This is a genomic window from Kitasatospora sp. NE20-6, assembly GCF_045862635.1.
Window position 1 is genome coordinate 61197 of the sequence record NZ_BPRL01000048.1, and the last position, 20647, is coordinate 81843.

At 76.1% G+C, this 20647-nt stretch carries 20 protein-coding genes and 1 riboswitch; of the genes, 10 read left to right on the forward strand and 10 right to left on the reverse strand.

Going from position 1 to position 20647, the window contains the following annotated elements; all coding sequences use genetic code 11:
* Positions 1-17 precede the first annotated feature (17 nt).
* The 3 genes from SNE206_RS28265 to thiO form a co-directional block, all read right to left on the reverse strand.
* A complete protein-coding gene (locus SNE206_RS28265; protein ID WP_407916327.1) occupies positions 18-830 on the reverse strand; it encodes a thiazole synthase in 813 nt (270 codons plus the stop codon).
* Between the two features lie 4 nt (positions 831-834).
* Complete coding sequence (gene thiS / locus SNE206_RS28270) at positions 835-1044, reverse strand: sulfur carrier protein ThiS (RefSeq protein WP_407916328.1); 210 nt, start codon at positions 1042-1044, stop codon at positions 835-837.
* Positions 1041-2192, reverse strand: coding sequence for a glycine oxidase ThiO (gene thiO, locus SNE206_RS28275; protein ID WP_407916329.1), 1152 nt, complete (start codon positions 2190-2192; stop codon positions 1041-1043). Before thiO ends, thiS begins: the two co-directional genes overlap by 4 nt.
* A riboswitch (TPP riboswitch) is annotated at positions 2187-2299 on the reverse strand. Its footprint overlaps the gene before it by 6 nt.
* A 70-nt stretch (positions 2300-2369) precedes the next feature.
* Between thiO and SNE206_RS28280 the strand changes: the two genes are divergently transcribed.
* The 3 genes from SNE206_RS28280 to thiE all read left to right on the forward strand — a co-directional run bounded on the left by SNE206_RS28280 (position 2370) and on the right by thiE (position 4674).
* Positions 2370-3572 carry an NAD(P)/FAD-dependent oxidoreductase gene (locus SNE206_RS28280; protein ID WP_407916349.1) on the forward strand — a complete coding sequence of 401 codons (1203 nt, stop codon included), beginning with the start codon at positions 2370-2372 and terminating at the stop codon, positions 3570-3572.
* Positions 3573-3661: 89 nt separating this feature from the next.
* Positions 3662-4027 carry an Rv2175c family DNA-binding protein gene (locus SNE206_RS28285; RefSeq protein ID WP_407916330.1) on the forward strand — a complete coding sequence of 122 codons (366 nt, stop codon included), beginning with the start codon at positions 3662-3664 and terminating at the stop codon, positions 4025-4027.
* Positions 4027-4674, forward strand: a complete 648-nt coding sequence (gene thiE, locus SNE206_RS28290; protein WP_407916331.1) for a thiamine phosphate synthase — start codon at positions 4027-4029, stop codon at positions 4672-4674. The genes SNE206_RS28285 and thiE overlap by 1 nt, the downstream gene beginning before the upstream one ends.
* A gap of 35 nt (positions 4675-4709) precedes the next feature.
* Here thiE and SNE206_RS28295 read toward each other — a convergent pair whose 3' ends face one another.
* Positions 4710-5816, reverse strand: coding sequence for a polyprenyl synthetase family protein (locus SNE206_RS28295; protein ID WP_407916332.1), 1107 nt, complete (start codon positions 5814-5816; stop codon positions 4710-4712).
* Between the two features lie 171 nt (positions 5817-5987).
* On the opposite strand from SNE206_RS28295, the gene metF reads away from it, so the two are divergent.
* Positions 5988-6902: a methylenetetrahydrofolate reductase [NAD(P)H] gene (gene metF / locus SNE206_RS28300; protein WP_407916333.1), complete on the forward strand. Its 915-nt coding sequence runs from the start codon at positions 5988-5990 to the stop codon at positions 6900-6902.
* A gap of 87 nt (positions 6903-6989) precedes the next feature.
* Positions 6990-7877, forward strand: coding sequence for a hypothetical protein (locus tag SNE206_RS28305; protein WP_407916334.1), 888 nt, complete (start codon positions 6990-6992; stop codon positions 7875-7877).
* Between the two features lie 16 nt (positions 7878-7893).
* Here SNE206_RS28305 and SNE206_RS28310 read toward each other — a convergent pair whose 3' ends face one another.
* Together SNE206_RS28310 and SNE206_RS28315 are read right to left on the reverse strand one after the other, a co-directional pair.
* Positions 7894-9279: a phytoene desaturase family protein gene (locus SNE206_RS28310; RefSeq protein ID WP_407916335.1), complete on the reverse strand. Its 1386-nt coding sequence runs from the start codon at positions 9277-9279 to the stop codon at positions 7894-7896.
* A gap of 30 nt (positions 9280-9309) precedes the next feature.
* Positions 9310-9918, reverse strand: coding sequence for a DUF4126 domain-containing protein (locus SNE206_RS28315; protein WP_407916336.1), 609 nt, complete (start codon positions 9916-9918; stop codon positions 9310-9312).
* A gap of 601 nt (positions 9919-10519) precedes the next feature.
* Here SNE206_RS28315 and SNE206_RS28320 point away from each other — a divergent pair.
* The 3 genes from SNE206_RS28320 (at position 10520) to SNE206_RS28330 (ending at position 12632) form a co-directional block, all read left to right on the forward strand.
* Positions 10520-11140, forward strand: coding sequence for an SAV_6107 family HEPN domain-containing protein (locus SNE206_RS28320; protein ID WP_407916337.1), 621 nt, complete (start codon positions 10520-10522; stop codon positions 11138-11140).
* A gap of 83 nt (positions 11141-11223) precedes the next feature.
* Positions 11224-11976: a methyltransferase domain-containing protein gene (locus SNE206_RS28325; protein WP_407916338.1), complete on the forward strand. Its 753-nt coding sequence runs from the start codon at positions 11224-11226 to the stop codon at positions 11974-11976.
* Positions 11977-12248: 272 nt separating this feature from the next.
* Positions 12249-12632, forward strand: a complete 384-nt coding sequence (locus SNE206_RS28330; RefSeq protein WP_407916339.1) for a DUF3040 domain-containing protein — start codon at positions 12249-12251, stop codon at positions 12630-12632.
* A 127-nt stretch (positions 12633-12759) separates the two neighbouring features.
* Here the strand turns inward: SNE206_RS28330 and SNE206_RS28335 are convergent, their stop codons facing one another.
* From SNE206_RS28335 to SNE206_RS28350, 4 genes are all read right to left on the reverse strand, one after another.
* Positions 12760-15198, reverse strand: coding sequence for a transglutaminaseTgpA domain-containing protein (locus SNE206_RS28335; protein ID WP_407916340.1), 2439 nt, complete (start codon positions 15196-15198; stop codon positions 12760-12762).
* Positions 15195-16541, reverse strand: coding sequence for a DUF58 domain-containing protein (locus SNE206_RS28340; protein WP_407916341.1), 1347 nt, complete (start codon positions 16539-16541; stop codon positions 15195-15197). Before SNE206_RS28340 ends, SNE206_RS28335 begins: the two co-directional genes overlap by 4 nt.
* A 1-nt stretch (position 16542) precedes the next feature.
* Positions 16543-17493 (reverse strand): AAA family ATPase, encoded by a 951-nt coding sequence (locus SNE206_RS28345; RefSeq protein WP_405015540.1) that lies wholly within the window; start codon positions 17491-17493, stop codon positions 16543-16545.
* A 446-nt stretch (positions 17494-17939) separates the two neighbouring features.
* Positions 17940-18476 carry a beta-class carbonic anhydrase gene (locus SNE206_RS28350; protein ID WP_407916342.1) on the reverse strand — a complete coding sequence of 179 codons (537 nt, stop codon included), beginning with the start codon at positions 18474-18476 and terminating at the stop codon, positions 17940-17942.
* A gap of 512 nt (positions 18477-18988) precedes the next feature.
* Between SNE206_RS28350 and rsmH the strand changes: the two genes are divergently transcribed.
* Both rsmH and SNE206_RS28360 read left to right on the forward strand, forming a co-directional pair.
* Positions 18989-19957, forward strand: coding sequence for a 16S rRNA (cytosine(1402)-N(4))-methyltransferase RsmH (gene rsmH / locus SNE206_RS28355; protein WP_407916343.1), 969 nt, complete (start codon positions 18989-18991; stop codon positions 19955-19957).
* Between the two features lie 154 nt (positions 19958-20111).
* Positions 20112-20540, forward strand: a complete 429-nt coding sequence (locus SNE206_RS28360; protein WP_407916344.1) for a cell division protein FtsL — start codon at positions 20112-20114, stop codon at positions 20538-20540.
* The last annotated feature ends 107 nt before the right edge of the window (positions 20541-20647 follow it).

Genomic DNA, 20647 nt, shown 5'->3' on the forward strand with positions numbered 1-20647 from the left:
GGGGCCCGGGCCCGTCCTCAGAACGCCGGGTGCTCCCGGGTGTCCCGCGCGCCGGGTTCCAGGTCGGCGCGGCCGGCCATCTGCGAGGACGCCTCCGCGTGGAAGCGCCGCGGGATGCGCCCGGCGCGGTACGCGAGCCGGCCCGCCTCGGCGGCGCGCCGCATCGCGTCGGCCATCAGCACCGGATCCTGGGCGCGGGTCACCGCGGAGGCCAGCATCACCGCGGAGCAGCCGAGCTCCATGGCGAGGGCCACGTCGGAGGCGGTGCCGGCCCCGGCGTCCAGGATCACCGGCACGCCCGCGCCCTCCACGATCAGCTGGAAGTTGTGCGGGTTGCGGATGCCCAGCCCGGAGCCGATCGGCGAGCCCAGCGGCATGATCGCCGCGCAGCCCACGTCCTCCAGCTTCCGCGCCAGCACCGGGTCGTCGTTGGTGTACGGCAGCACGGTGAAGCCGTCGTCGACGAGCGTCTCGGCGGCGTCCAGCAGCTCGATCGGGTCGGGCAGCAGGGTGCGCTCGTCGGCGATCACCTCCAGCTTCACCCAGTCGGTGCCGAGCGCCTCCCTGGCCAGCCGGGCCGTCAGGACGGCCTCCCCGGCGGTGAAGCAGCCGGCCGTGTTGGGCAGCACCCGGATCGCGTTGCGGGTCAGCACCTCCAGCACCGAGCCCTGGGTGGCGGCGTTGACCCGCCGCATCGCGACGGTGGTGAGCTCGGTGCCGGAGACGCGCAGCGCCTGCTCCAGCACCTCCAGGCTGGGCGCACCGCCGGTGCCCATGATCAGGCGCGAGGTGAAGGCGGTGCCCGCGATGGTGAGAACGTCGTCGGCCATGCGGTCAGCCTCCCTGGACGGCGGTGAGGATCTCGACCCGGTCACCCGTGCCGAGCACGGTGACGTCCCACGAACTGCGCGGCACCACCGCCTCGTTGACGGCGGCCGCGACCCCGGTGGGTGCGGCGCAGGCCTGCGCCACCACCTCGGCCAGCGTGGTGGCGGCGGGCAGCTCGCGCGCCTCGCCGTTCACGGTCAGTGCGATGTCGGTCATACGGCGGCCTTCGGACGGAAGCGGTCGGGGGAGAAGGGGGCGGCGAGGTCCGGCACGCGGCCGGTCGCCAGGTACGTGCCGACCAGGTCGGCGGTGACGGGCGTGAGCAGCACCCCGTTGCGGTAGTGGCCGGTCGCGGCGACCAGGCCGGGCAGCGCGGTGGGGCCGAGCAGCGGCGCGTTGTCGGGCGAGCCCGGACGCAGCCCGGCGCCCGTCTCGACCAGCGGCAGCTCGGTCAGCCCGGGCACGAGCGCGTGCGCGTCGCGCAGCAGCTCGTAGACGCCGCCCGCGGTGACGGTGGTGTCGTGGCCCTGCTCCTCGGTCGTCGCACCGATGACCAGCTCGCCGTCGGCGCGCGGCACCAGGTAGACGTGCTGCCCGCGCACCACCGCGCGGACGTTGCGGGCCAGGAACGGCCGGTACGCGGGCGGCACGTGCAGCCGCAGCACCTGCCCCTTCACCGGCCGCACCGGCGGCAGCACGCCAGGCGGCAGCCCGGGCAGCAGGTGGCTGCGGGAACCGGCCGCGAGCACGACCCGGCCGGCCGGGCACACGGTGCCCGCGTCGGTGCGCGCCCCCGCCGCCCGGTCGCCCTCCAGCAGGAGCTCGGCGGCGAGGGCCCGTTCGAAGGCGACACCGGCCCGGGTGCAGGCCTCGACGAGGGCGCGGGCGAGCCGGCGGCCGTCCACCTGGTGGTCGCCGGTGACGTGCAGGCCGCCGCGGACGCCCGGGGCGAGCATCGGCTCCAGGCGCCGGCACTCGCGGCCGGTCAGCCAGTGCGAGGTCAGTCCGAGCCGGGCCTGGAAGGCGTGCAGCTCGCGCAGTTCCTCGCGGTCGTCGGAGTCCAGCGCGACGGCGAGGGTGCCGGTCTCCCGGTAGCCGGTGTCCAGGCCGGTCACCTCCGTGAGCTCGGCGGCGAACGCCGCGTACCGCTCGTTGGAGGCCATGCCCAGGCGCAGCAGCGGCTCCTCGCCGTACTGCAGTTCGGTGACCGGGGCGAGCATGCCGGCGGCGACCTGCGCCGCGCCGCCGCCCGGGGCCGGGTCGACGACGGTCACCGACAGGCCGTGCTGGGCCGCCCGCCAGGCGACCCCCAGGCCGATGATGCCGCCGCCGATCACCAGCACGTCGGAGTGAGGCCGTGCCACGTCGCTTCTGCTCCCTTCGCCGGCATGACCCGGATCAGGTTCGGACGGTCGCAGGCCGCACCAGCCCGCCTCTCAGCCCGGTGCACCGGGCTCCCGTGTGAGGTGTGCACCCACCATAACGCCGCGTGTCGCGCTCCCCTAAAGGACGTGCACAGGACGGACACCCCGGCCGATAGGGTGACCGGCGTGGTGGAGCTGAGCGGTACGGACAGGGTCGTCGTCGTCGGCGCCGGCATGGCCGGTGCACAGTGCGCGGCCGCCCTGCGCCAGGGCGGCCTGACGGCGCGGATCACCCTGGTCGGCGACGAGCCGCACCGCCCCTACGACCGGCCGCCGCTCTCCAAGGACGTGCTGCTCGGCCTGGCCGACTCCACCGCCTTCGACCTCGACTGGGACGCCCTCGGCGTCGAACTGCTGCCGGGCCGCCGGGCCACCGGCCTCGACCCCGGCGTCCTGCACACCGACGGCGGGCCGGTCACCCACGACGCCCTCGTCCTCGCCACCGGCGCCGCGCCCCTGCTGCTGCCCGGCACCGCCGGCGCCCGCGTGCTGCGCACCGTCGACGACGCCCTCGCCCTGCGCGCGGACCTCACCCCCGGCACCCGCCTGGCCCTGGTCGGCGCCGGCTGGATCGGCGCCGAGACCGCCACCGTGGCCCGGCAGCTCGGCTGCGCGGTCACGGTCGTCGAGGCCGGCCCGGCCCCGCTGCCCGGCGCCCTGCCGACGGAGCTCGGCACGCTGATGACGGCCTGGTACGCGGACGCCGGGGTCGACCTGCGCTGCGGCACCGGCGTGGCCGCCGTCGAACCGGGCGGCCTGCTGCTCGCGGACGGCGGGCGCGTCGAGGCCGACCTCGTGGTGACCGGCATCGGCGCCCGCCCGGCCACCGGCTGGCTGGCGGGCTCCGCCGTGGCCCTCGACGCGGCGGGCGCCGTGCTCGTGGACGACCGGCTGCGCACCACCGCCCCCGGCGTGTGGGCCGCCGGCGACTGCGTCGCGTACCCGTCGGCGCGTTCCGGCACCCGGCTGGCCGTGCAGCACTGGGACCACGCCCTGCAGTCGGGCGGGGCGGCGGCGGCCTCGCTGCTGGGCTCGGAGACGCCGTACGACCCGGTGCCCTACTTCTGGTCGGAGCAGTTCGGGCGGATGGTGCAGTACGCGGGCCACCGCGCGGACGGTGACGAACTGCTGTGGCGCGGCTCGCCGGACGACGCCTCCTGGTCGGTGCTGTGGCTGCGCGGCGGCGCCCTGGCGGCGCTGCTCGCCGTCGACCGCCCGCGTGACCTGACCCAGGCGAAGCGGCTGATCGACCGCGGCACGGTGCTCGACCGGGCCCTCGCCGCGGACCCTGCGGTGCAGCTCAGGACGGCCGCCGGCTGACCCCGCGCGCCGGTCACGGTCCGTGACCGTCCGGTGCCTCCGGCGGGGGCCGTGTGCGTCGGGGGCCGTTCAGGTGGCAGTCTGGTGCCGTGAGCGAGATTGATCCCAAGATTGACGCCCTGGTTCCGGCCTGGCTGTACCTGCCCGACATCTCCGAGCGGTGGGGTGTCCAGATCACCGAAGTCCGCAACATGGTGAAGGCGGGCACCCTGCTGGCCGTCCGCCGCGGGCCGAACCGGTCGCTGCAGGTGCCGGCCGCCTTCGTGGAGGACGACGGCCTGGTGAAGCACCTGGTCGGCACCCTGACGGTGCTGCGGGACTCCGGTTTCAGCACCGAGGAGATCCTTGAGTGGATGTTCACCGAGGACCCGTCGCTGCCCGGCAGCCCGATGCAGGCCCTGATCGAGAACCGTGCCACCGAGGTCAAGCGCCGCGCCCAGGCGATGGCGCTCTGATGACCGCCGACCCGCGCGCGCAGCTCGCCGACGCCCGCCTCTACCTGTGCACCGACGCCCGGCGCGAGCAGGGCGACCTGCCCGAGTTCCTGGACGCGGTGCTGGCGGGCGGCGTGGACGTCGTGCAGCTGCGCGACAAGGGTCTGGAGGCCCGGCAGGAGCTGGAGCACCTGGAGGTCTTCGCCGACGCGGCCCGCCGCCACGGCAAGCTCTTCGCGGTCAACGACCGGGCCGACGTGGCGCACGCCGCCGGCCCGGACGTGCTGCACCTCGGACAGGACGACCTGCCGGTGCCCGCCGCCCGCGCCGTCGTCGGCGCCCGCACCGTCATCGGACGCTCCTGCCACGCGGAGTCCGAGGTGGACGCGGCGATCGCCGAGCCCGGTGTCGACTACTTCTGCACCGGCCCGGTCTGGCCGACCCCCACGAAGCCCGGCCGCCACGCCCCCGGCCTCGGCCTGGTCGGGTACGCGGCGAAGGCCGTGACGGACCGCCCGTGGTTCGCGATCGGCGGCATCGACCTCGGCAACCTCGACGAGGTGCTCGCCGCCGGCGCCACCCGGGTCGTGGTGGTCCGGGCGATCACCGCCGCCGACGACCCCGGGGCGGCCGCCGCGGAACTGGCCCGCCGCCTGCGCACCCCCTGAGCCCCGCGCCGGGGCGGCCGTCCGCGGCGCGGGATTCAGTACGCGCGGGCGGTGGCCGCCTCGGCCAGGGCCAGCAGTGCGCCGCGGGCCGGACCGCCGGCGAGCGGCGCCGCGTCGAGGGCGGCCAGCGACTGCCGCAGCAGGTCGCCGATGCGCTGCTCGACGACGTCCGCCGCGCCGCTGCGCACGACGAGGGCCCGCAGGCCGGGCACCTCGTCGGGGGACAGGTCGGGGGCGCCGAGCCGCTCGTCGAGCAGCCGGGCGTCGGCGGCCGGGAGACCGCGCATGGCGTGCGCGACGAGCAGGGTGCGCTTGCCCTCGCGGAGGTCGTCGCCGGCGGGCTTGCCGGTGACCGCCGGGTCGCCGAACACGCCGAGCAGGTCGTCGCGCAGCTGGAAGGCCTCGCCGAGCGGCAGCCCGAACGCGCCGTAGGCCTCGACGAGCTCCGGCCCGGCGCCGGCCAGCAGGGCGCCGACCTGCAGCGGCCGCTCGACGGTGTACTTCGCGGACTTGTAGTGCAGCACGGTCTGCGCCCGCTCCAGGGCCTGCGCGTCGGCGGAGTCGCCGGCGACGGGCTCCAGCACGTCGAGGTACTGGCCGACCATGACCTCGGTGCGCATCAGGTCGAAGGAGGGCTTGGCGGCGCGGACGGCCCCGTGCGGCAGGCCGGAGCCGTGGAAGAGCTCGTCGCACCAGATCAGCAGCAGGTCGCCGAGGAGCACGGCCGCGCTGGCGCCGTACTGCTCGCGGTCGCCGCGCCAGCCGTGCTCGCGGTGCAGGCTCTCGAAGCGGCGGTGCACGGAGGGCAGACCGCGGCGGGTGTCGCTGCGGTCCATCAGGTCGTCGTGCACCAGCGCGCTGGCCTGGAGGAGTTCGAGGGCGGCGGCGGCCCGGGCGATGCCGGGGTCGTCGGCGGCGCCGCCGGCGCCGCGCCAGCCCCAGTAGCAGAAGGCGGGGCGCAGCCGCTTGCCGCCGTCGAGCAGGAAGTCGCGCAGCGCTCCGGAGACCGGCCCGAGCTGCGGGGAGATGGTGGCGAGCAGGGCGCTCCGGCCGTCCATGAACTCCGCGAGGGCGGTGTTGACGCGCTCGCGCACGGCCTCCCGGTCGACGGGGTTGGCGGGGAGGCTGGTGGAGGGGGACACGGTGGGACTCCGGATCACTGGGCTGCCAATCAGACTATCCGGCGGTGTCGGACACTCCGCACCGCCGCCCGCACCGCCGCCCGTGCGGCCGGCCCGTGCGGGCACGGCGGCGCGTCTCATTCAGTGGACCGTGTTTGGTCACCCTCTGCGCAGCACCGATAGCCTGCAAGCATGGCTCTCGGTATCCCCTCCACCAGGACCGACCGCGCGCAGACCGTTCGTGACCTGCTGGCGGCCGGCGACCGTTCGTTCTCGTTCGAGTTCATGCCGCCGCGCACCGAGGCCGCCGAGCGCCGCCTGTGGGACGCGATCCGACGCGTCGAGGCGCTCGACCCCAACTTCGTCTGCATGACCTACGGCGCCGGCGGCTCCTCGCGCGGCCGCACCGTCAACCTCGTCGGCCGCATCGCCACCGAGACCACCCTGACCCCGGTCGCCCACCTCACCGCGGTCGACCACTCCGTCGCCGAGCTGCGCAACATCATCGGCCAGTACGCCGACGAGGGCGTGCGCAACGTGCTCGCCGTGCGCGGCGACCCGCCCGGCGACCCGATGGGCGAGTGGGTCCGCCACCCCGACGGCGTCACCTACGCCGCGGAACTGGTCGAACTCATCAAGGGCATCGGCGACTTCTGCGTCGGCGTGGCCGCGTTCCCGCAGATGCACCCCCGCTCCGAGAACTGGGACGAGGACATCCGGCACTTCGTCGCCAAGTGCCGCGCGGGCGCCGACTACGCCATCACCCAGATGTTCTTCGAGGTCGAGGACTACCTCCGGCTGCGCGACCGGGTCGCCGCGGCCGGCTGCGGGACGCCGATCATCCCGGAGATCATGCCGGTCACCAACATCAAGCAGCTGGAGCGCTTCCCGCAGCTCTCCGGCTCGGACTTCCCGGCCGACCTGGTGGCGCGCTTCCGTGCCGTCGAGGACGACCCGGTCGCCGTGCGCGCGGTCGGCATCGACCACGCCACCGCGATGTCCGAGCGGCTGCTCGCCGAGGGCGCGCCGGGCCTCCACTTCATCACCCTCAACCACTCCACCTCGACGCTGGAGATCTACCAGAACCTGGGTCTCCACCAGCGCTGAGCGCACCCTGTCACGGATGCGGTGGTGTTCGCCGCAAGCCTGTACAGTCGCCCGCACACGCGGGGCATGTGACTGGGAGGTAGCAGGATGGGCATCGGGTACCTGCTGCTGTACGCCGCCCTCGTGGTCGTCGCCCTGTGGCTGGTCGCCGAGCTGCTGCTGCAGAACCGCGCCCCCCTGGTCTGGCGCGGCACCGCACTCGGGGGCTTCCTGACCGTCGTCGCCGGCATGGCCCTGCAGTCGGTGCTCGTCATCGGCGCCGGTGCGGCCGCGTTCGCCGTCGGCCAGGTCTTCGTCACCGCCTCCGTCAAGCGCGGCGTCGCCGTCGGCCGGTCGCTGCGCGGCCCCGACGGCTCCCTGCCCGCGCCGCTCGCCCGCATACCGCTGCTCGCGGCGGCCACCGGAGGCGCCGCGGGCGCCCCTGACGCCGCCGGGGTTCCGGTGCCGGTGGTCGGCGAGGTCGGCCCGGTCGAGCCCGAGCGCCCGGGCGCCGCGTACGCCGAGGTCGAGGAGATCGCGGCCGACGACGGCGTCTACACCGAGCAGCCGTGGCAGCAGGAGCAGGTGGAGCAGCAGCAGGTCTGGCCGTACCAGCAGCCCGCCCAGCAGGACGCCTACGGGCAGCAGGCCGCGTACGCGCAGCAGGCCGCCTACGGCTACGACCAGGGGCAGGCCCAGGGCCAGACCTGGCAGCAGACCGCCTACCAGGACCAGTACGGGCAGGTGCAGTACGCGCAGGTCGCGTACCCGCAGAACGGCTACGCCCAGCCCGGGTACGAGCAGCAGTACGCGCCGTACGCGCAGGACGGGCAGCCGTACGCGCAGTACCCGCAGGACGGGCAGTACCAGCAGGCCTACCAGCAGCCGCAGCAGGGCTGGGAGCAGCCGGCGGCCGTGCCGCAGCAGCAGCCGTACGCGCAGCCGCAGGCGCCCGTGCCGCAGCAGCAGGCCTGGGACTACCAGCAGCAGGGCTGAGCGCCCGGCGGCCCGCTCAGGCCGGGCCGATCAGCCCCGCCGTGATCGAGGCGGACATCCCGACCCGGGCCAGCCCGCCGCCCGGGTGCGCGGCGCCGCCGATCCGGTAGAGGCCAGGGGTGGACGTGGCGTTGGCCGGCTGGAGCACCCCGCCCGACAGCGACGGCACCGGCACGGACCCCACCGCCCGCACCTCGCGCCAGAGCACCCGGTCCCGCAGGTCGGTCCCGGCGCCCGCGAGGTGGTCGAGCAGGTGACCGGCGTACGCGTCCAGGTCGCCGTCCGGCCGCGACCCGCAGGTGACGGTGAGCGTGACGGCCTCGTGGCCGGGGCCGGGCACGAGCGAGGGGTCGTCCGGGCGCAGCACCTGCACGGTCGGCGCCTGCGGCACGGACCCCGCGAAGGCCGGCCGCTCCTGCTCCCGGGCGGGCGCGGCGGCGTGCACCACCGTGCGGTGCACCGTGCCCGGCGGTCGCGCCCCGCGCAGGGCGAGCAGCACGGTGATCCGGCCGGGCGCGTCCGGCACGGCCCTCTCCCACCCCAGCCCGCGGTCGGTGGAGGACGACAGCACGGTGTCCGCGGCGATCCGCTCCCCGCCGGCCAGCACGCCGCAGGCCCGCCCGTCCGCGGTGAGCACCTCCTCGACCCGGGTGCCGAACCGGAACTCCACCCCGTGCCGCTCGCACCGGGCGTGCACCGCGTCGGCCAGGGCACGGAGGCCGCCGCGCACCGACCAGACCCCGAACGACTGCTCCATGTACGGCAGCACCGTCGCCCCGGCGGGCGCGTCGAGGGTCAGGCCGTACCGGGTCGCGTACTCGGTGAGCAGCGCCGTCAGCCCGGGGTGGCCGCCGAGTTCGTGCCGGGCGACGTCGGCGAGCGTCCAGGAGCCGCGGGGCAGCCACTTCGCGAGGCCCCTGCGCGGCGGCGCCGGGTAGGGGTCGGCGAGCGGGCCGTCCGGCAGCGGTTCCTCCAGCAGCGGCCGGCGGGTGGCCTCCCAGACGGCGCGGCCCCGGTTGGTCACCTCGCCCCAGCGCTCGCCCGACCCGGCGCCGAAGGCCTCGTCCAGTGCGCGGGCCACACCGCCCCGGGAGGCGTTCGGCAGCACCAGGTCGGTGCCGTCCGGCAGCAGGTGACGGCTCTCCGGGTCGACGGGGGCGAGGCCGACCAGCTCCTCCAGCGGCTCCCGTCCGGTCTTCAGCGCGAGGTCGCGGTAGACGGCGGGCAGCGCCAGCAGCCCGGGGCCGGTGTCGAAGGCGAAGCCGTCCCGCTCGTACCGTCCGACCATGCCGCCGTACGTCGCCGCGGCCTCGCAGACCGTCACCCGGTGCCCGAGGGCCCCCAGCCGCGCGGCGGCCGCGAGCCCGCCCATCCCTGCGCCGATGATGACGATCCGTGCCATGACCGGTGATCCTAATGCGCGGCCCGGGGGTCAGTACTGCGGCTGGGCGGCGACCGTGCGGGCGGCCCTGCGCTCCCGGCGGCGCTGCCGGAAGCGGCGGATGCGCGACACCGCGAACCACACCAGCAGCACGCCCGCGGCCAGCAGCACCGCCGCCGCCGAGGCCGCCACCCACGGATGGAAGATCGCGAGGGTGATCAGGCCGGCCACCGAGAGGTCCTCCAGCAGGCTCACCACGATGTTGGACGCCGGCTCGGGCGAGGTGTTGACTGCCATCCGCAGGGAGGCCTTGATGCCGTGGCTGACCAGGGCCGTCGTGCCGCCGAGCGCGCCCGCCGCCACCTCGCTCAGCGACCCCGGGTCGTTGCTCGCCATCAGCACGCCGACCACCGTGCCCGCCGCCGGGCGGATCACGGTGTGCACGGCGTCCCACAGGCTGTCGACGAACGGGATCTTGTCGGCCACCGCCTCGCAGAGGAACAGCACCGCCGCGGCGGCGAGCACGTCGGTGCGCTGCAGGGCCGGCGGCACCGTCTCGGCCCCGCCGAACCGGCCGAACAGGCCGAGCAGCAGCACCACCGCGTAGGCGTTGACACCGCTCGCCCAGCCGCTCGTGAAGATCAACGGCATGACGCCCAACTCTGGCTCCCCTCGCCGGCCCGCCCGACTCCCGGGCGCACGGGACCGTACCGTACCGACACCGACAGGACGCGCGGCGCCCACCGGTGGTTCCCCCGGCCCGCCGCCGCCCGCCCTCTGAGTACGGATACTCAGGCCACCGGATGAGTACGCCGACGGATGCCCCGTGACCTGCAGGGACGAGAGAGTGGGGGACACCGGGAGGAGCCCCTGCGAGGTGGGCGCCGCCCGGCAGCGACCGGGACCGTCCGCCGCCCGTGGGGGACCGGCGGGCCCGGCCCGGTCGCGCGTACGGGCCCACCGGGGCCGCGGACCGCCGACACGGGGCGGCGGAGCGCGGCCCGGGGGGACGGCCCGGACGGGGGAGAGGACCGGGGGCGCCGGGGGGCCGCCTCCGGCGGACACGCGGGGCGGCAGCGCCCGGCCGGACGGCGACGGGGGTGTCGCACCGGCCGCGGACTGCCGCCCCCGCCGTCGTTCCCGGCGGCGTCCCGCCGATCAGGCCCGGACCGTCCGTGCACGGGGATTGTCAGTGGGGGTTGTCACGCTGTAGGGGCGCGGGCCGACCGGCCCGGGCGCCCGCATCGGACCGGGGGAGACCATGACCGTCAGCCGTCCCGAGCGCGTCACCCGCCGCCCTGCCGCCGAACCCCCGCCCGCCGACCGCACCGCCCCCCGTCCGGGCGGCGTGCACCCCGTCGCACCGCATCCCGTCGCGCCGCACCCGGGCGCACCGCATCCCGTCGCGCCGCACCCGGGCGGCACCCGGGCCGGCGACGTGCACCCGGTGGTCCGCCGGACCGCCGCCCCGCCCGCCGCCCTCGACCTGCTCCGCCAGGCCCACCGCACCCTCGCCGCCGCGCGGGCGCTCCCCGACCCCCTGGAGCGGTACGCCGCCGCGCACCTCGCCGCGCTGCGCACCACCGCCGCCGTCCTCGCGGTGCGCGGGCGCCCCGAGCGCAACCCCCGGCGGCGCCAGGCGATCCGCAGCGCCTGGGAGCTGCTGCCCGAGGTCGCACCCGAACTCTCCGAGTGGGCCGTGTACTTCGCCGCGGGGGCGAGCCGCCGGGCCGCCGCGGAGGCCGGCATCCGCGGTGCCGCCGGCCCGCGGGACGCCGACGACCTGATCCGCAACACCGGCCTGTACCTGCGCATCGTGGAGCGCCTGCTGGGGCTGCATCCGCCGGTCCCGCAGCAGCCCCTGCCGTTCGGCGCGGACTGACCCGACGCGACGCCGCGGGCGCTGCCGCCGGTCGGTCTAAGGTGGACCCGTCCGGTGATCCACCCCTACCGAGGAGCCCCGCCGTGTACCCGACGCGTCCCCGCAGTGCCCTGCGTACCGCCGTGGTCTGGGAGGTGCTGTGCGAGGCGCTGGAGCAGCGGGCCGTGGAGCTCGACCGGCCGGTGCTGGACGTCCTCGACACGGGCGGCGGCACCGGCAACTTCGCCGTGCCGGTCGCCCGGCTCGGCCACCGCGTGACCGTGGTCGACCCGAGCCCCGACGCGCTGTTCGCCCTGGAGCGCCGGGCCGCGGAGGCGGGCGTCACCGACCTCGTCCGCGCCGTGCAGGGCGACACCCAGACCCTGCCCGAGGTGGTCGAGGCCGCCTCGGTCGACGCGGTGCTCTGCCACGGCGTGCTGGAGGTCGTCGACGACCCGGCCGAGGCGCTCGGCAGCCTCACCGGAACCCTCCGCAAGGGAGGTCTGGTCAGCCTCCTCGCCGCCAACCGCAACGGCGCGGTGCTCGCCCGCGCCCTCGCCGGGCACTTCGCCGAGGCCCGCACCGTGCTGGCGGCCGAGGACGGCCGCTGGGGCGCCAGCGACCCGATGCCGCGGCGCTTCTCCGCCGAGGAGCTCGGCACGCTGGCCGCCACCGCCGGCCTCCACGTCCGCTCCGTGCACGGAGTACGGGTCTTCGCGGACCTCGTCCCCGGGGTGCTGGTCGACACCGAACCGGGTGCGCTGGAAGCCCTGCTCCGGCTGGAGCAGGCCGCGGCCGACCAGCCCGCCTTCCACGCCGTGGCCACCCAGCTGCACCTGCTCGCCGCCCTCGTCTGACGCCCGCCCGGCCCGGCCGCCGGGCCGCTGTCCTGCACCGATTCCGATGTTCCGGGCACTTGTGCCCCCGTTCCGGCGTTGGCACCGGTGCGAGACCTGCGGAAGTGGTCGATGGCACGTGCCGCCGACCACCCCGAACCGGCCGCGCGGACCGTATGATCTGGGTAAAGCCGGAAAGCATGACACCCGAACGCCTGGGGCATATGGACCACACAGGACAGGCCCAGGGGTGGCGGACCGGTCGCCCCGCGACCGACGAGTAGGAGGACTCCGTGCCGCTCTCGGAGCACGAGCAGCGACTGCTCGAGCAGATGGAGCGAGCGCTGTACGCCGAAGATCCCAAATTCGCGTCTGCGCTTGAGGGAACCGGGCTGCGCACCTACACCCGTCGGAGGGTCTACCTGGCCGCCGCAGGGTTCGTGGTGGGCATCGCCCTCCTCATGGGAGGCATGGTCGCCCAGCTGATCTGGGTGAGCGTGATCGGGTTCCTGGTGATGCTTGGCTGCGCGGTCCTCGCCGTGACCGGATGGCGGCGTGGTGCCCTCGGGCACGGCGCGGGCCCCAAGGCGTCACCCGCTCCCCGCCGCAAGGCCAATGTGATGGACCGGATGGAACAGCGCTGGCAGCGCCGGCGGGACGAGCACGACGGCATCTAGCCGCCGCCCGCCGACAGAGGCAGGGCCCGCCCGTGACGGGCCCGACGGACAGGAACAGAGCAGGCACCGCCGGGGGCGGACGGTTCACCCGAACCGTCCGCCCCCGGCGTCGTGCGCCCCGGGCGGCTCAGGCCTGCGGCCCGCCGCCGGAGGAGCGCCGCAGCACCCGCCGGCCGGCCCGGCCCGCCGCGTCCCGCCACCGCTGCACCCGGGCCCGGCCCGCGCCGCGTACGGCGGCCACCCGGTCGGCGGCCCGCCACCACAGCCGCGCCGCCGACGGCGGCAGCACCACCGCGCGCACCCGCCCGACCCGGCCGGCCGACGCCCGCAGCGCGTCCCGGGCGGCGCGGACGTCCGCGCCCAGCGGGGCCGGCGAGCCGGCCTCCCGGGCGTACAGCACCTGCTCGGTCGCCAGCGCCACCCGTCCGGCCGCGGCCCGCGCGTCGGCGTCGAGCTCGCCCAGGTCGGCGATCCGGTCGACCGTGCGGCGCGGGGTGCGCGCGTCGTCGGGCGGGATGCCGAGGTCCCACGCCGAGTCGATCAGCTCCTGCCACGCGGCGAGCACCTGCGCGTCGGTCAGGCCGCCGCGGTCCGGGCCCGGCCCGTGCCGGCCCGCGCCGAGCCGGCGTCGCCGCAGCGCCACCCGCCACAGGGCGGGCACCGCCAGCAGCAGCAGTGCCAGACCGGCCGCCGAGAACGCCGCCAGCGCCCGCCAGGACACCCACCACGCCCCGTCCTGCCCGGCCGCGGCCGGGGTCGCCAGCGGGTCGGCGCACTCCTCGACGTTGTGCCCGACGGCGGCGCAGCTCGCGCCGTCGCTCGGGGCGGAGGAGGCCGTGTCGGTGGGCTCGTCGGTCGGTTGCGCCGTGGTCGCCCCGGGGGCCGGGACGATCTCGTCACGGGTGTAGCTCGGCACGACCGCGCCCTGCCCGGCGGGCGGGGTCGGCTCGAAGCGGACCCACCCGGTGCCGGCGAAGTACAGCTCCGGCCAGGCGTGGTAGTTGGTCGAGCGCACGACGAACGTGCCGCTGCCGGTCGACGTGCCCGGGGTGAAGCCGATCGCCACCCGGGCGGGGATGCCGAGGGTGCGGGCCATCGCGGCCATGGTCGCCGCGAAGTGCACGCAGAAGCCCCGGCGGTCGCGCAGGAAGGTGAGGATCGCCCGGGGGCCCGTGCCCGCCTCGATGTCGGTGTCGTAGTGGAACTCCGGCGAGGTGAACCACTCCTGCAGCGCCACCGCGCGGTCGAAGGCGTTCGACTTGCCGGCGGTGACCTCCACCGCGGTCTGCGTGACCTGCGGCGGCAGGGCGTCCGGCAGCTGCAGGTAGCGGGCGGTCAGCTCCTCCGGGGCGGGCCCGGCCGACCGCAGCTGCTCCGCGGTGGGCTGCACGTCGAGGCTGGTGACGTCGTAGCGCACGCCGTCGGTCTTCTGCCCCTTGTCGCCGACGACCGCGCGGCTCTCCGGCTCGTACTTCCACTGGCCGGACAGCGTCAGCCGGTCGGCCGGGTACGGCATGGGCAGCCAGTCCGTGCGCAGGTTGTCGGAGACCGCGATCTCGGTGCGGGCCTGCGACACCGCCACCGCCGACGAGAGGCCGGAGACCTTGGGCAGCGGGTTGGGCCGCGGCTGCAGGGGCAGGTCGGAGAACCGCCAGTCGACGCCGTTGAAGTCGTCCAGCGCGCCGATCCGCAGGTACATCTGGCCCGCGTTCGGGGAGTCCGTGGAGTACTCCAGCATCTGCACCGGGTCGGACCGGTGCAGGCTCTCGGTGAGTGCCACCACCGGGTTGAGCGAGGTGACGCGCGATCCCGTGCCGCTGCCGCCGCCCGTGCCGCTGCCGCCGACACCGCCGAGCAGGCCGAGACCGGCCTGCGGCAGCAGCGCGGGCACGGCGAGCGCCAGGACCAGCGCGACCACGCCGACCCGGTGGCCGCTGTGCACCGGCGCGTTGGTCGAGGCCCGCCCGGTGCCGCTGAACACCCGGCCCCACCGCGAGAGCCGGTCCTGGCCCTCCGCCTGGAGCAGCATCAGGTAGCCGCCCGCCGCGGGCACGAACCACACCCACGCCTCGGCGCCCGCCCCGGAGAGGCCGCAGCCGACCGAGTACAGGGCGAGCAGCGGCAGGCCGGCCGCCGCTGCTCGCCGGTGGGTCACCGCCAGGGCGTCCACCAGCACCGCGATCAGGCCGACCGAGCCGGCCAGCACCAGGCGCAGCCCGGGCGTGGCCGGCGCCGGGACGGCGTACAGGCCGAGGTCGGTGCCGGCGTCGTCGATCAGACCGCCGACCGCGTCCAGCGCCCGCCCGCCGGGGACCACGCCCCACAGCATCGAGGAGCGCACCGAGGTCAGCATCAGCACGTACAGCACGGCGAGCAGCTGCACCGGCGTCACGGCCCAGCTCTGCACCACGAGGCGGCGCAGCCCGGCCCCGGCCCCCGCCGCGACGGCGACCAGCAGGAACGCCTGCGCGATCCAGCCGTTGGTGGTCATCAGCGGCAGCAGGCACAGCGCGGTGAGCGCGGTCGCCCCCGCCGCGCAGAGCGTCAACTTGGCCCGGGTGGTCACGCGCGGACCTCGTCTCGGTAGGGGCCGGCCTCGTCGGTGCGGTCGGCGGAGCGCCACAGCTCGGGCAGCGACGCGCCGGCCGGTACGGGGACGACCGTCCATCCGGCCCGGCGCAGCAGCTTCTGCTGCTCGGCGAAGACAGCGTCGGGGGTGTTCGGGAGCACGTGGCGCAGACCGGCCCAGGTGGTGGTGTCCAGGAGCAGCACGACCGCGCCGGCGGCCCGGCGGCGCAGCCGCGCCAGCCGGTCGAGCTGCTCGTCGTCGAGCGCGCCGACGACGGCCACGAGCAGGCCCTCGCCGCCGCGCAGCGCCTCCTCGGCACGGGCCAGCCCGCCGCCGTCGGAGTGGTCGACGACGGCGAGCTCGTCGAGCAGCAGGCCGCCCGCCTCGGCGGCCGTCGCGGTGACCGAGCTCCCGGCGGTCGGCACCGACCGGCCGGTGTCGGTGATCAGCCGGGTGCGGTAGCCGCGCTCGATCAGGTGCAGGCCGACGGAGGCCGCCGCGCCGACGGCCCACTCGAAGGACGAGCCCGGGCCGGTGCCGCGGTGCGCGAGGTGCCGGGTGTCGAGCAGCACCGCGGCGCGGGCCTTCAGCGGCTGCTCCTCGCGGCGCACCATCAGCTCGCCGTAGCGGGCGGTGGACTTCCAGTGCACCCGGCGCAGGTCGTCGCCCTGCCGGTACTCGCGCGGGATGACGTCGTCGTCGCCGGCCAGGGCCAGCGCGCGGGCGCTGGTGTCGCCGTGCCCGGCGCGCTCCCCGGGCAGCTTGACCGGGGGCAGCGTCTGCACCTGCGGCACCACGGTGAGCAGGTCGGAGGCGTTGAACGAGCGGGTGAGCTCGCACATCCCGAACGGGTCGGACAGCCGCAGCTGCAGCGGCCCGAGCGGGTAGCGGCCGCGCAGGTCCGAGCGCACCCGGTACGACACCTCGCGGTAGCCGTGCGGCTCCACGCGGTCGAGCACGAAGCGCGGGCGCGGCCCCAGCACGTACGGGACCTTGTCCTCCAGCAGCAGCACGCCGGTCGGCACCCGGGAGACGTTGTCGAGCCGCAGGTGCACCCGGGCCTCCTGGCCGGCGGGTGTGCGGTGCGGGGTGAGCCGGCGACCGCCCGCCACCCGGTAGCGGGTGCGCAGCAGCAGGAGCGCGGCGGCCAGCGGCAGCGCCGCCAGCAGCACGCCGACCCGCAGCAGCGCGTCCTGCCCGAAGACGTACGCGCACAGCGCGGCGGTGATGCCGGCGGCCAGGAAGGACCGGCCCCGGGTGGTCAGACCGCGCAGCCCGGACCGCAGCCCGTGCGGGGCGCGTGCGCCCGCCGGGCCCGGGGGGTTCTCGCCGGCGGCCACGTCAGCCGCGCCCCTGCGGACGGGGGATCGGCAGCCGCGCCACCAGGTCGAGCACGACCTGTTCGGCGGTGCGGCGGCTCAGCTGGCTCTCGGCGGTCGGCAGCAGCCGGTGCGCCAGCACCGGCACGGCCAGCGCCTGGACGTCGTCGGGGAGCACGTAGTCGCGGCCGTCCAGGGCGGCGGCGGCGCGGGCCGCCCGCACCAGGTGCAGGGTGGCGCGCGGGGAGGCGCCGAGGCGCAGCTCCGGGTGGCTGCGGGTGGCGGAGACCAGCTCGACGGCGTAGCGGCGGACCGCGTCGGCGACGTGCACCGTGCGGACGAGCCCGATCAGCTTGAGGATGTCGTCGGCGTGCGCGACCGGCTGCAGGTCGTCCAGCGGGTTGGCGCCGGCGTGCACGTCCAGCATGGCGAACTCGGCGTCGGCACTGGGGTAGCCGATGGAGACGCGGGCCATGAAGCGGTCGCGCTGCGCCTCGGGCAGCGGGTAGGTGCCCTCCATCTCGACCGGGTTCTGCGTGGCCACCACCATGAACGGCGACGGCAGCTCGTAGGTGGTGCCGTCGATGGTGACCTGGCGCTCCTCCATGGACTCCAGCATCGCCGACTGGGTCTTGGGGGAGGCCCGGTTGATCTCGTCGCCGACCACGATCTGCGCGAAGATGGCGCCCGGTCTGAACTCGAAGTCCCGCTGGTGCTGGTCGAAGACGTTGGTGCCGGTCACGTCGGACGGCAGCAGGTCCGGGGTGAACTGGATGCGGCGCACCGTGCAGTCGACCGAGCGGGCCAGGGCCTTGGCGAGCATGGTCTTGCCGACGCCGGGCACGTCCTCCAGCAGCAGGTGCCCCTCGGCGAGCAGCACGGTCAGCGCGATCCGGACGGCCTCCGGCTTGCCCTCGATGACGCTCTCCACCGACCCGCGGATCCGCTCGGCCACCGCGCCCAGCTCCTGCAGCCCCGCGGACCTGCGCGGCCCGAAGCCGTCGGAACGCGCCGCGCCCGTCGTGCCCTGCGTGTTGTAGGTCGTCACCCGTTCACTCCCATGTGGACCACTCGTGCCGGCGGAGGGCCGGCCCACCCGATGACGCGACGCCCGGCGGGCGTGCGCGGTTCCGGCGAGGAGTGGCACGGGCGGTGGGCGTGCGGCGAGCCGCCCTGGTGGATCGGGGACGGGCCTGCACCGGGCATTCTCCCCTGTCGGGCGGCCCGAAGTCACTCGGGCGGGCGAGACGCGTGCAGTGTCCCGGTTCGTCCCGCTGCCGGGTGCGGTGCGGGGTGCGCCGCCGGGGCGGGCGGGACGGTCGCAGGCCGTCGCCGCGGGAGCGGGCGGAGACCCGGACGGCGCTGGCCGGGTCGGGGACGGGCCTGTGAGGGGCGGGGCGGGCGGGCGGCCCGCGCGGGTCAGGCGATCTCGCGGAGCAGCCCGGTGTGGACGTCGAAGACGAAGCCGCGGATGTCCTCGGTGTGCGGCAGGAACGGGGAGGTGCGGACCCGCTCCATCGACTGGCGCACGTCGCCGTCGAGGTCGACGAAGGCCTCCACCGCCCACGTGGGACGCTGGCCGACCTCCAGCTCCAGCTCGCGGCGGAAGTCCTCGGTGAGCCCGAGCAGGCCGCAGCCGGTGTGGTGGATCAGCACGACCGAGCGGGTGCCGAGCGCGCGCTGGCTGATGGTGAGCGAGCGGATCGTGTCGTCGGTGACGACGCCGCCGGCGTTGCGGATGATGTGGGCGTCGCCGAGTTCCAGGCCGAGCGCGGCGAACAGGTCGAGGCGGGCGTCCATGCACGCCACCACGGCGACCTTCTGGACGGGTCTGGCACTCATGCCGCCGTCACGGAAGTCGACCGCGTACGTGCGGTTGGAGGCGATGAACCGGTCGGTGATGCCAGCGGTGGTGGCAGCGGCGTTCGGCACGGGCCGGTCGGGGGTCACTGTCATGGTGACGAAGGTAATGCGATTTCCGCCGCCGTGGTGCGGCCGCCCGGCCGCTGTGATCGAGTGCATATCCGGAGCCGGACCGGGGGTGTCGCCGATGTCCGCTTCCTCCGGGTACGGGAGGCGTGGGGCCGCACCGGTGCGCCCGGCCGCGGTCCGGCCGGCGGGGGCCCGCCCGCCGCTCCCGACCTGCGCCGCACCCGTACCTCCGCCCGGGTGGTGCACCGCCGCGGAGCGTTGACTCGGCGGGCCCGGGCGATAGTCTGGCGGCGCGTCGGAGCACCGCCCGTACGGCCCCGCAGGGGCGTCCCGCGGCCGTCTCCTGCACGCAGTCCGCGGCCTCCACCCGCTCCTGTGCCACCTGGCGCACCTTCCCCGGTGCCGGGCGGTCACTCCTTCCCCAGGCGAGCGGGCGGGGACCACGGGCGGCGTCGGGGACGCCGCGGCCGGTGGGCGAGAATGGGCGCAGCCGTCCGGGCCCGGGCGGCCGCACCGAGGAAGGGCGCCACCGCGCAATGAGCAACGAGAGTCCGGCACCCAGGCACGTCCCCGTGATGCTGCAGCGCTGCATGGACGCCCTGGCACCGGCGATCTCCGCCCCGGGGGCGGTCGTGGTCGACGCCACCCTCGGCCTCGGCGGGCACAGCGAGGCGCTGCTCACGCAGTTCCCCGAGGTCCGGCTCGTCGCCGTCGACCGCGACCCGGCCGCGCTGAAGCTCTCCGCCGAGCGGCTCGCCCCGTTCGGCGACCGCGCCACGCTGGTGCACGCCGTGTACGACGAGATCCCGCGGGTGCTCGACGACCTCGGCATCGCCGAGGTGCAGGGCGTGCTCTTCGACCTCGGCGTCTCCTCGATGCAGCTGGACGAGGCCGAGCGCGGCTTCGCCTACGCGCAGGACGCCCCGCTCGACATGCGCATGGACCAGACCCGCGGCCTCAGCGCCGCCGACGTCCTCAACACCTACAGCCACGGCGACCTCGCCCGGATCCTGAAGGTGTACGGCGAGGAGCGGTTCGCCGGCAAGATCGCCTCGGTGATCCTGCGGGAGCGGGCGAAGGAACCGTTCACCACCAGTGCGCGTCTTGTCGAACTGGTACGCAACGCCATCCCGGCGGCGACCAGGCGCACCGGCGGCAACCCGGCCAAGCGCACCTTCCAGGCCCTGCGGATCGAGGTCAACGGGGAGCTGGAGGTGCTCGACCGGGCCGTCCCCGGCGCCCTGGGCGTCCTCGCGGTCGGCGGGCGGATCGTGGTGATGTCCTACCAGTCGCTGGAGGACCGCCTCGTGAAGCAGTACCTCCAGGCCGGCGCCGCGACCACCGCCCCGCCCGGGCTGCCGATCGTCCCCGAGGAGCACCAGCCCCGGCTGAAGCTGCACACCCGCGGTGCCGAGCTGGCCACCGAGGTGGAGATCGAGGAGAACCGGCGCGCCGCGCCCGTCCGGCTGCGCGTGGCGGAGAGGATCAGGGCGGCCCGGCGGTGACGGGACGCGATCGACGGCGATGAGGGAGAGTGCGGTGCCGGTGGCCGGCGGAGGGCGGGTCCGGGGGAGCGGGGCGCTTCCGGAGCAGGGGGGCAGAGCGCGGATCACCGCCGGGCCCGGGTTCCGTCCCGCCCGCGGACGGACCCCGTTCGCCGTGCTGGTCGTCATGCTCCTGTCGGGCGGCCTGCTCGGCCTGCTGATGCTCAACACCGCCCTCAACGAGGGCTCGTTCGAGCTCTCCCGGCTCAAGAAGCAGACCACCGACCTGACCGACGAACGGCAGGGCCTGCAGGAGCAGATCGACGGCAACGCCGCTCCGGACGCCCTCGCCCGCCGTGCCCGGGAGCTCGGCATGGTGCCCGGCGGCGGCCCGGCGTTCCTGCAGGACGACGGCAGCGTGCTGGGCAGGCCCGGCGCCGCCCAGGACAGCCCCGTGGTGCGCCGGCCCGAGGAGACCGCGACGCCCGCCGACCCCTCGGCGACCCCCGCGCCCGGCCCGTCGCCGACCGACGACGGCGTGCGGATCGCCCCCGCCCCGCCGCTCTCCCCGGCCCCCTCCGCGCAGGCCGGGAGGGCCCGATGAGCACCCCCCGCCGCCCGCGCGACCCCGGCGACCGCCGCCCGCAGCGCCCCGACCGCCCGGGCGCCCCGTCCCGCGGCCGCGCCGGCCGCCCGCAGCCCCCCCGCCCG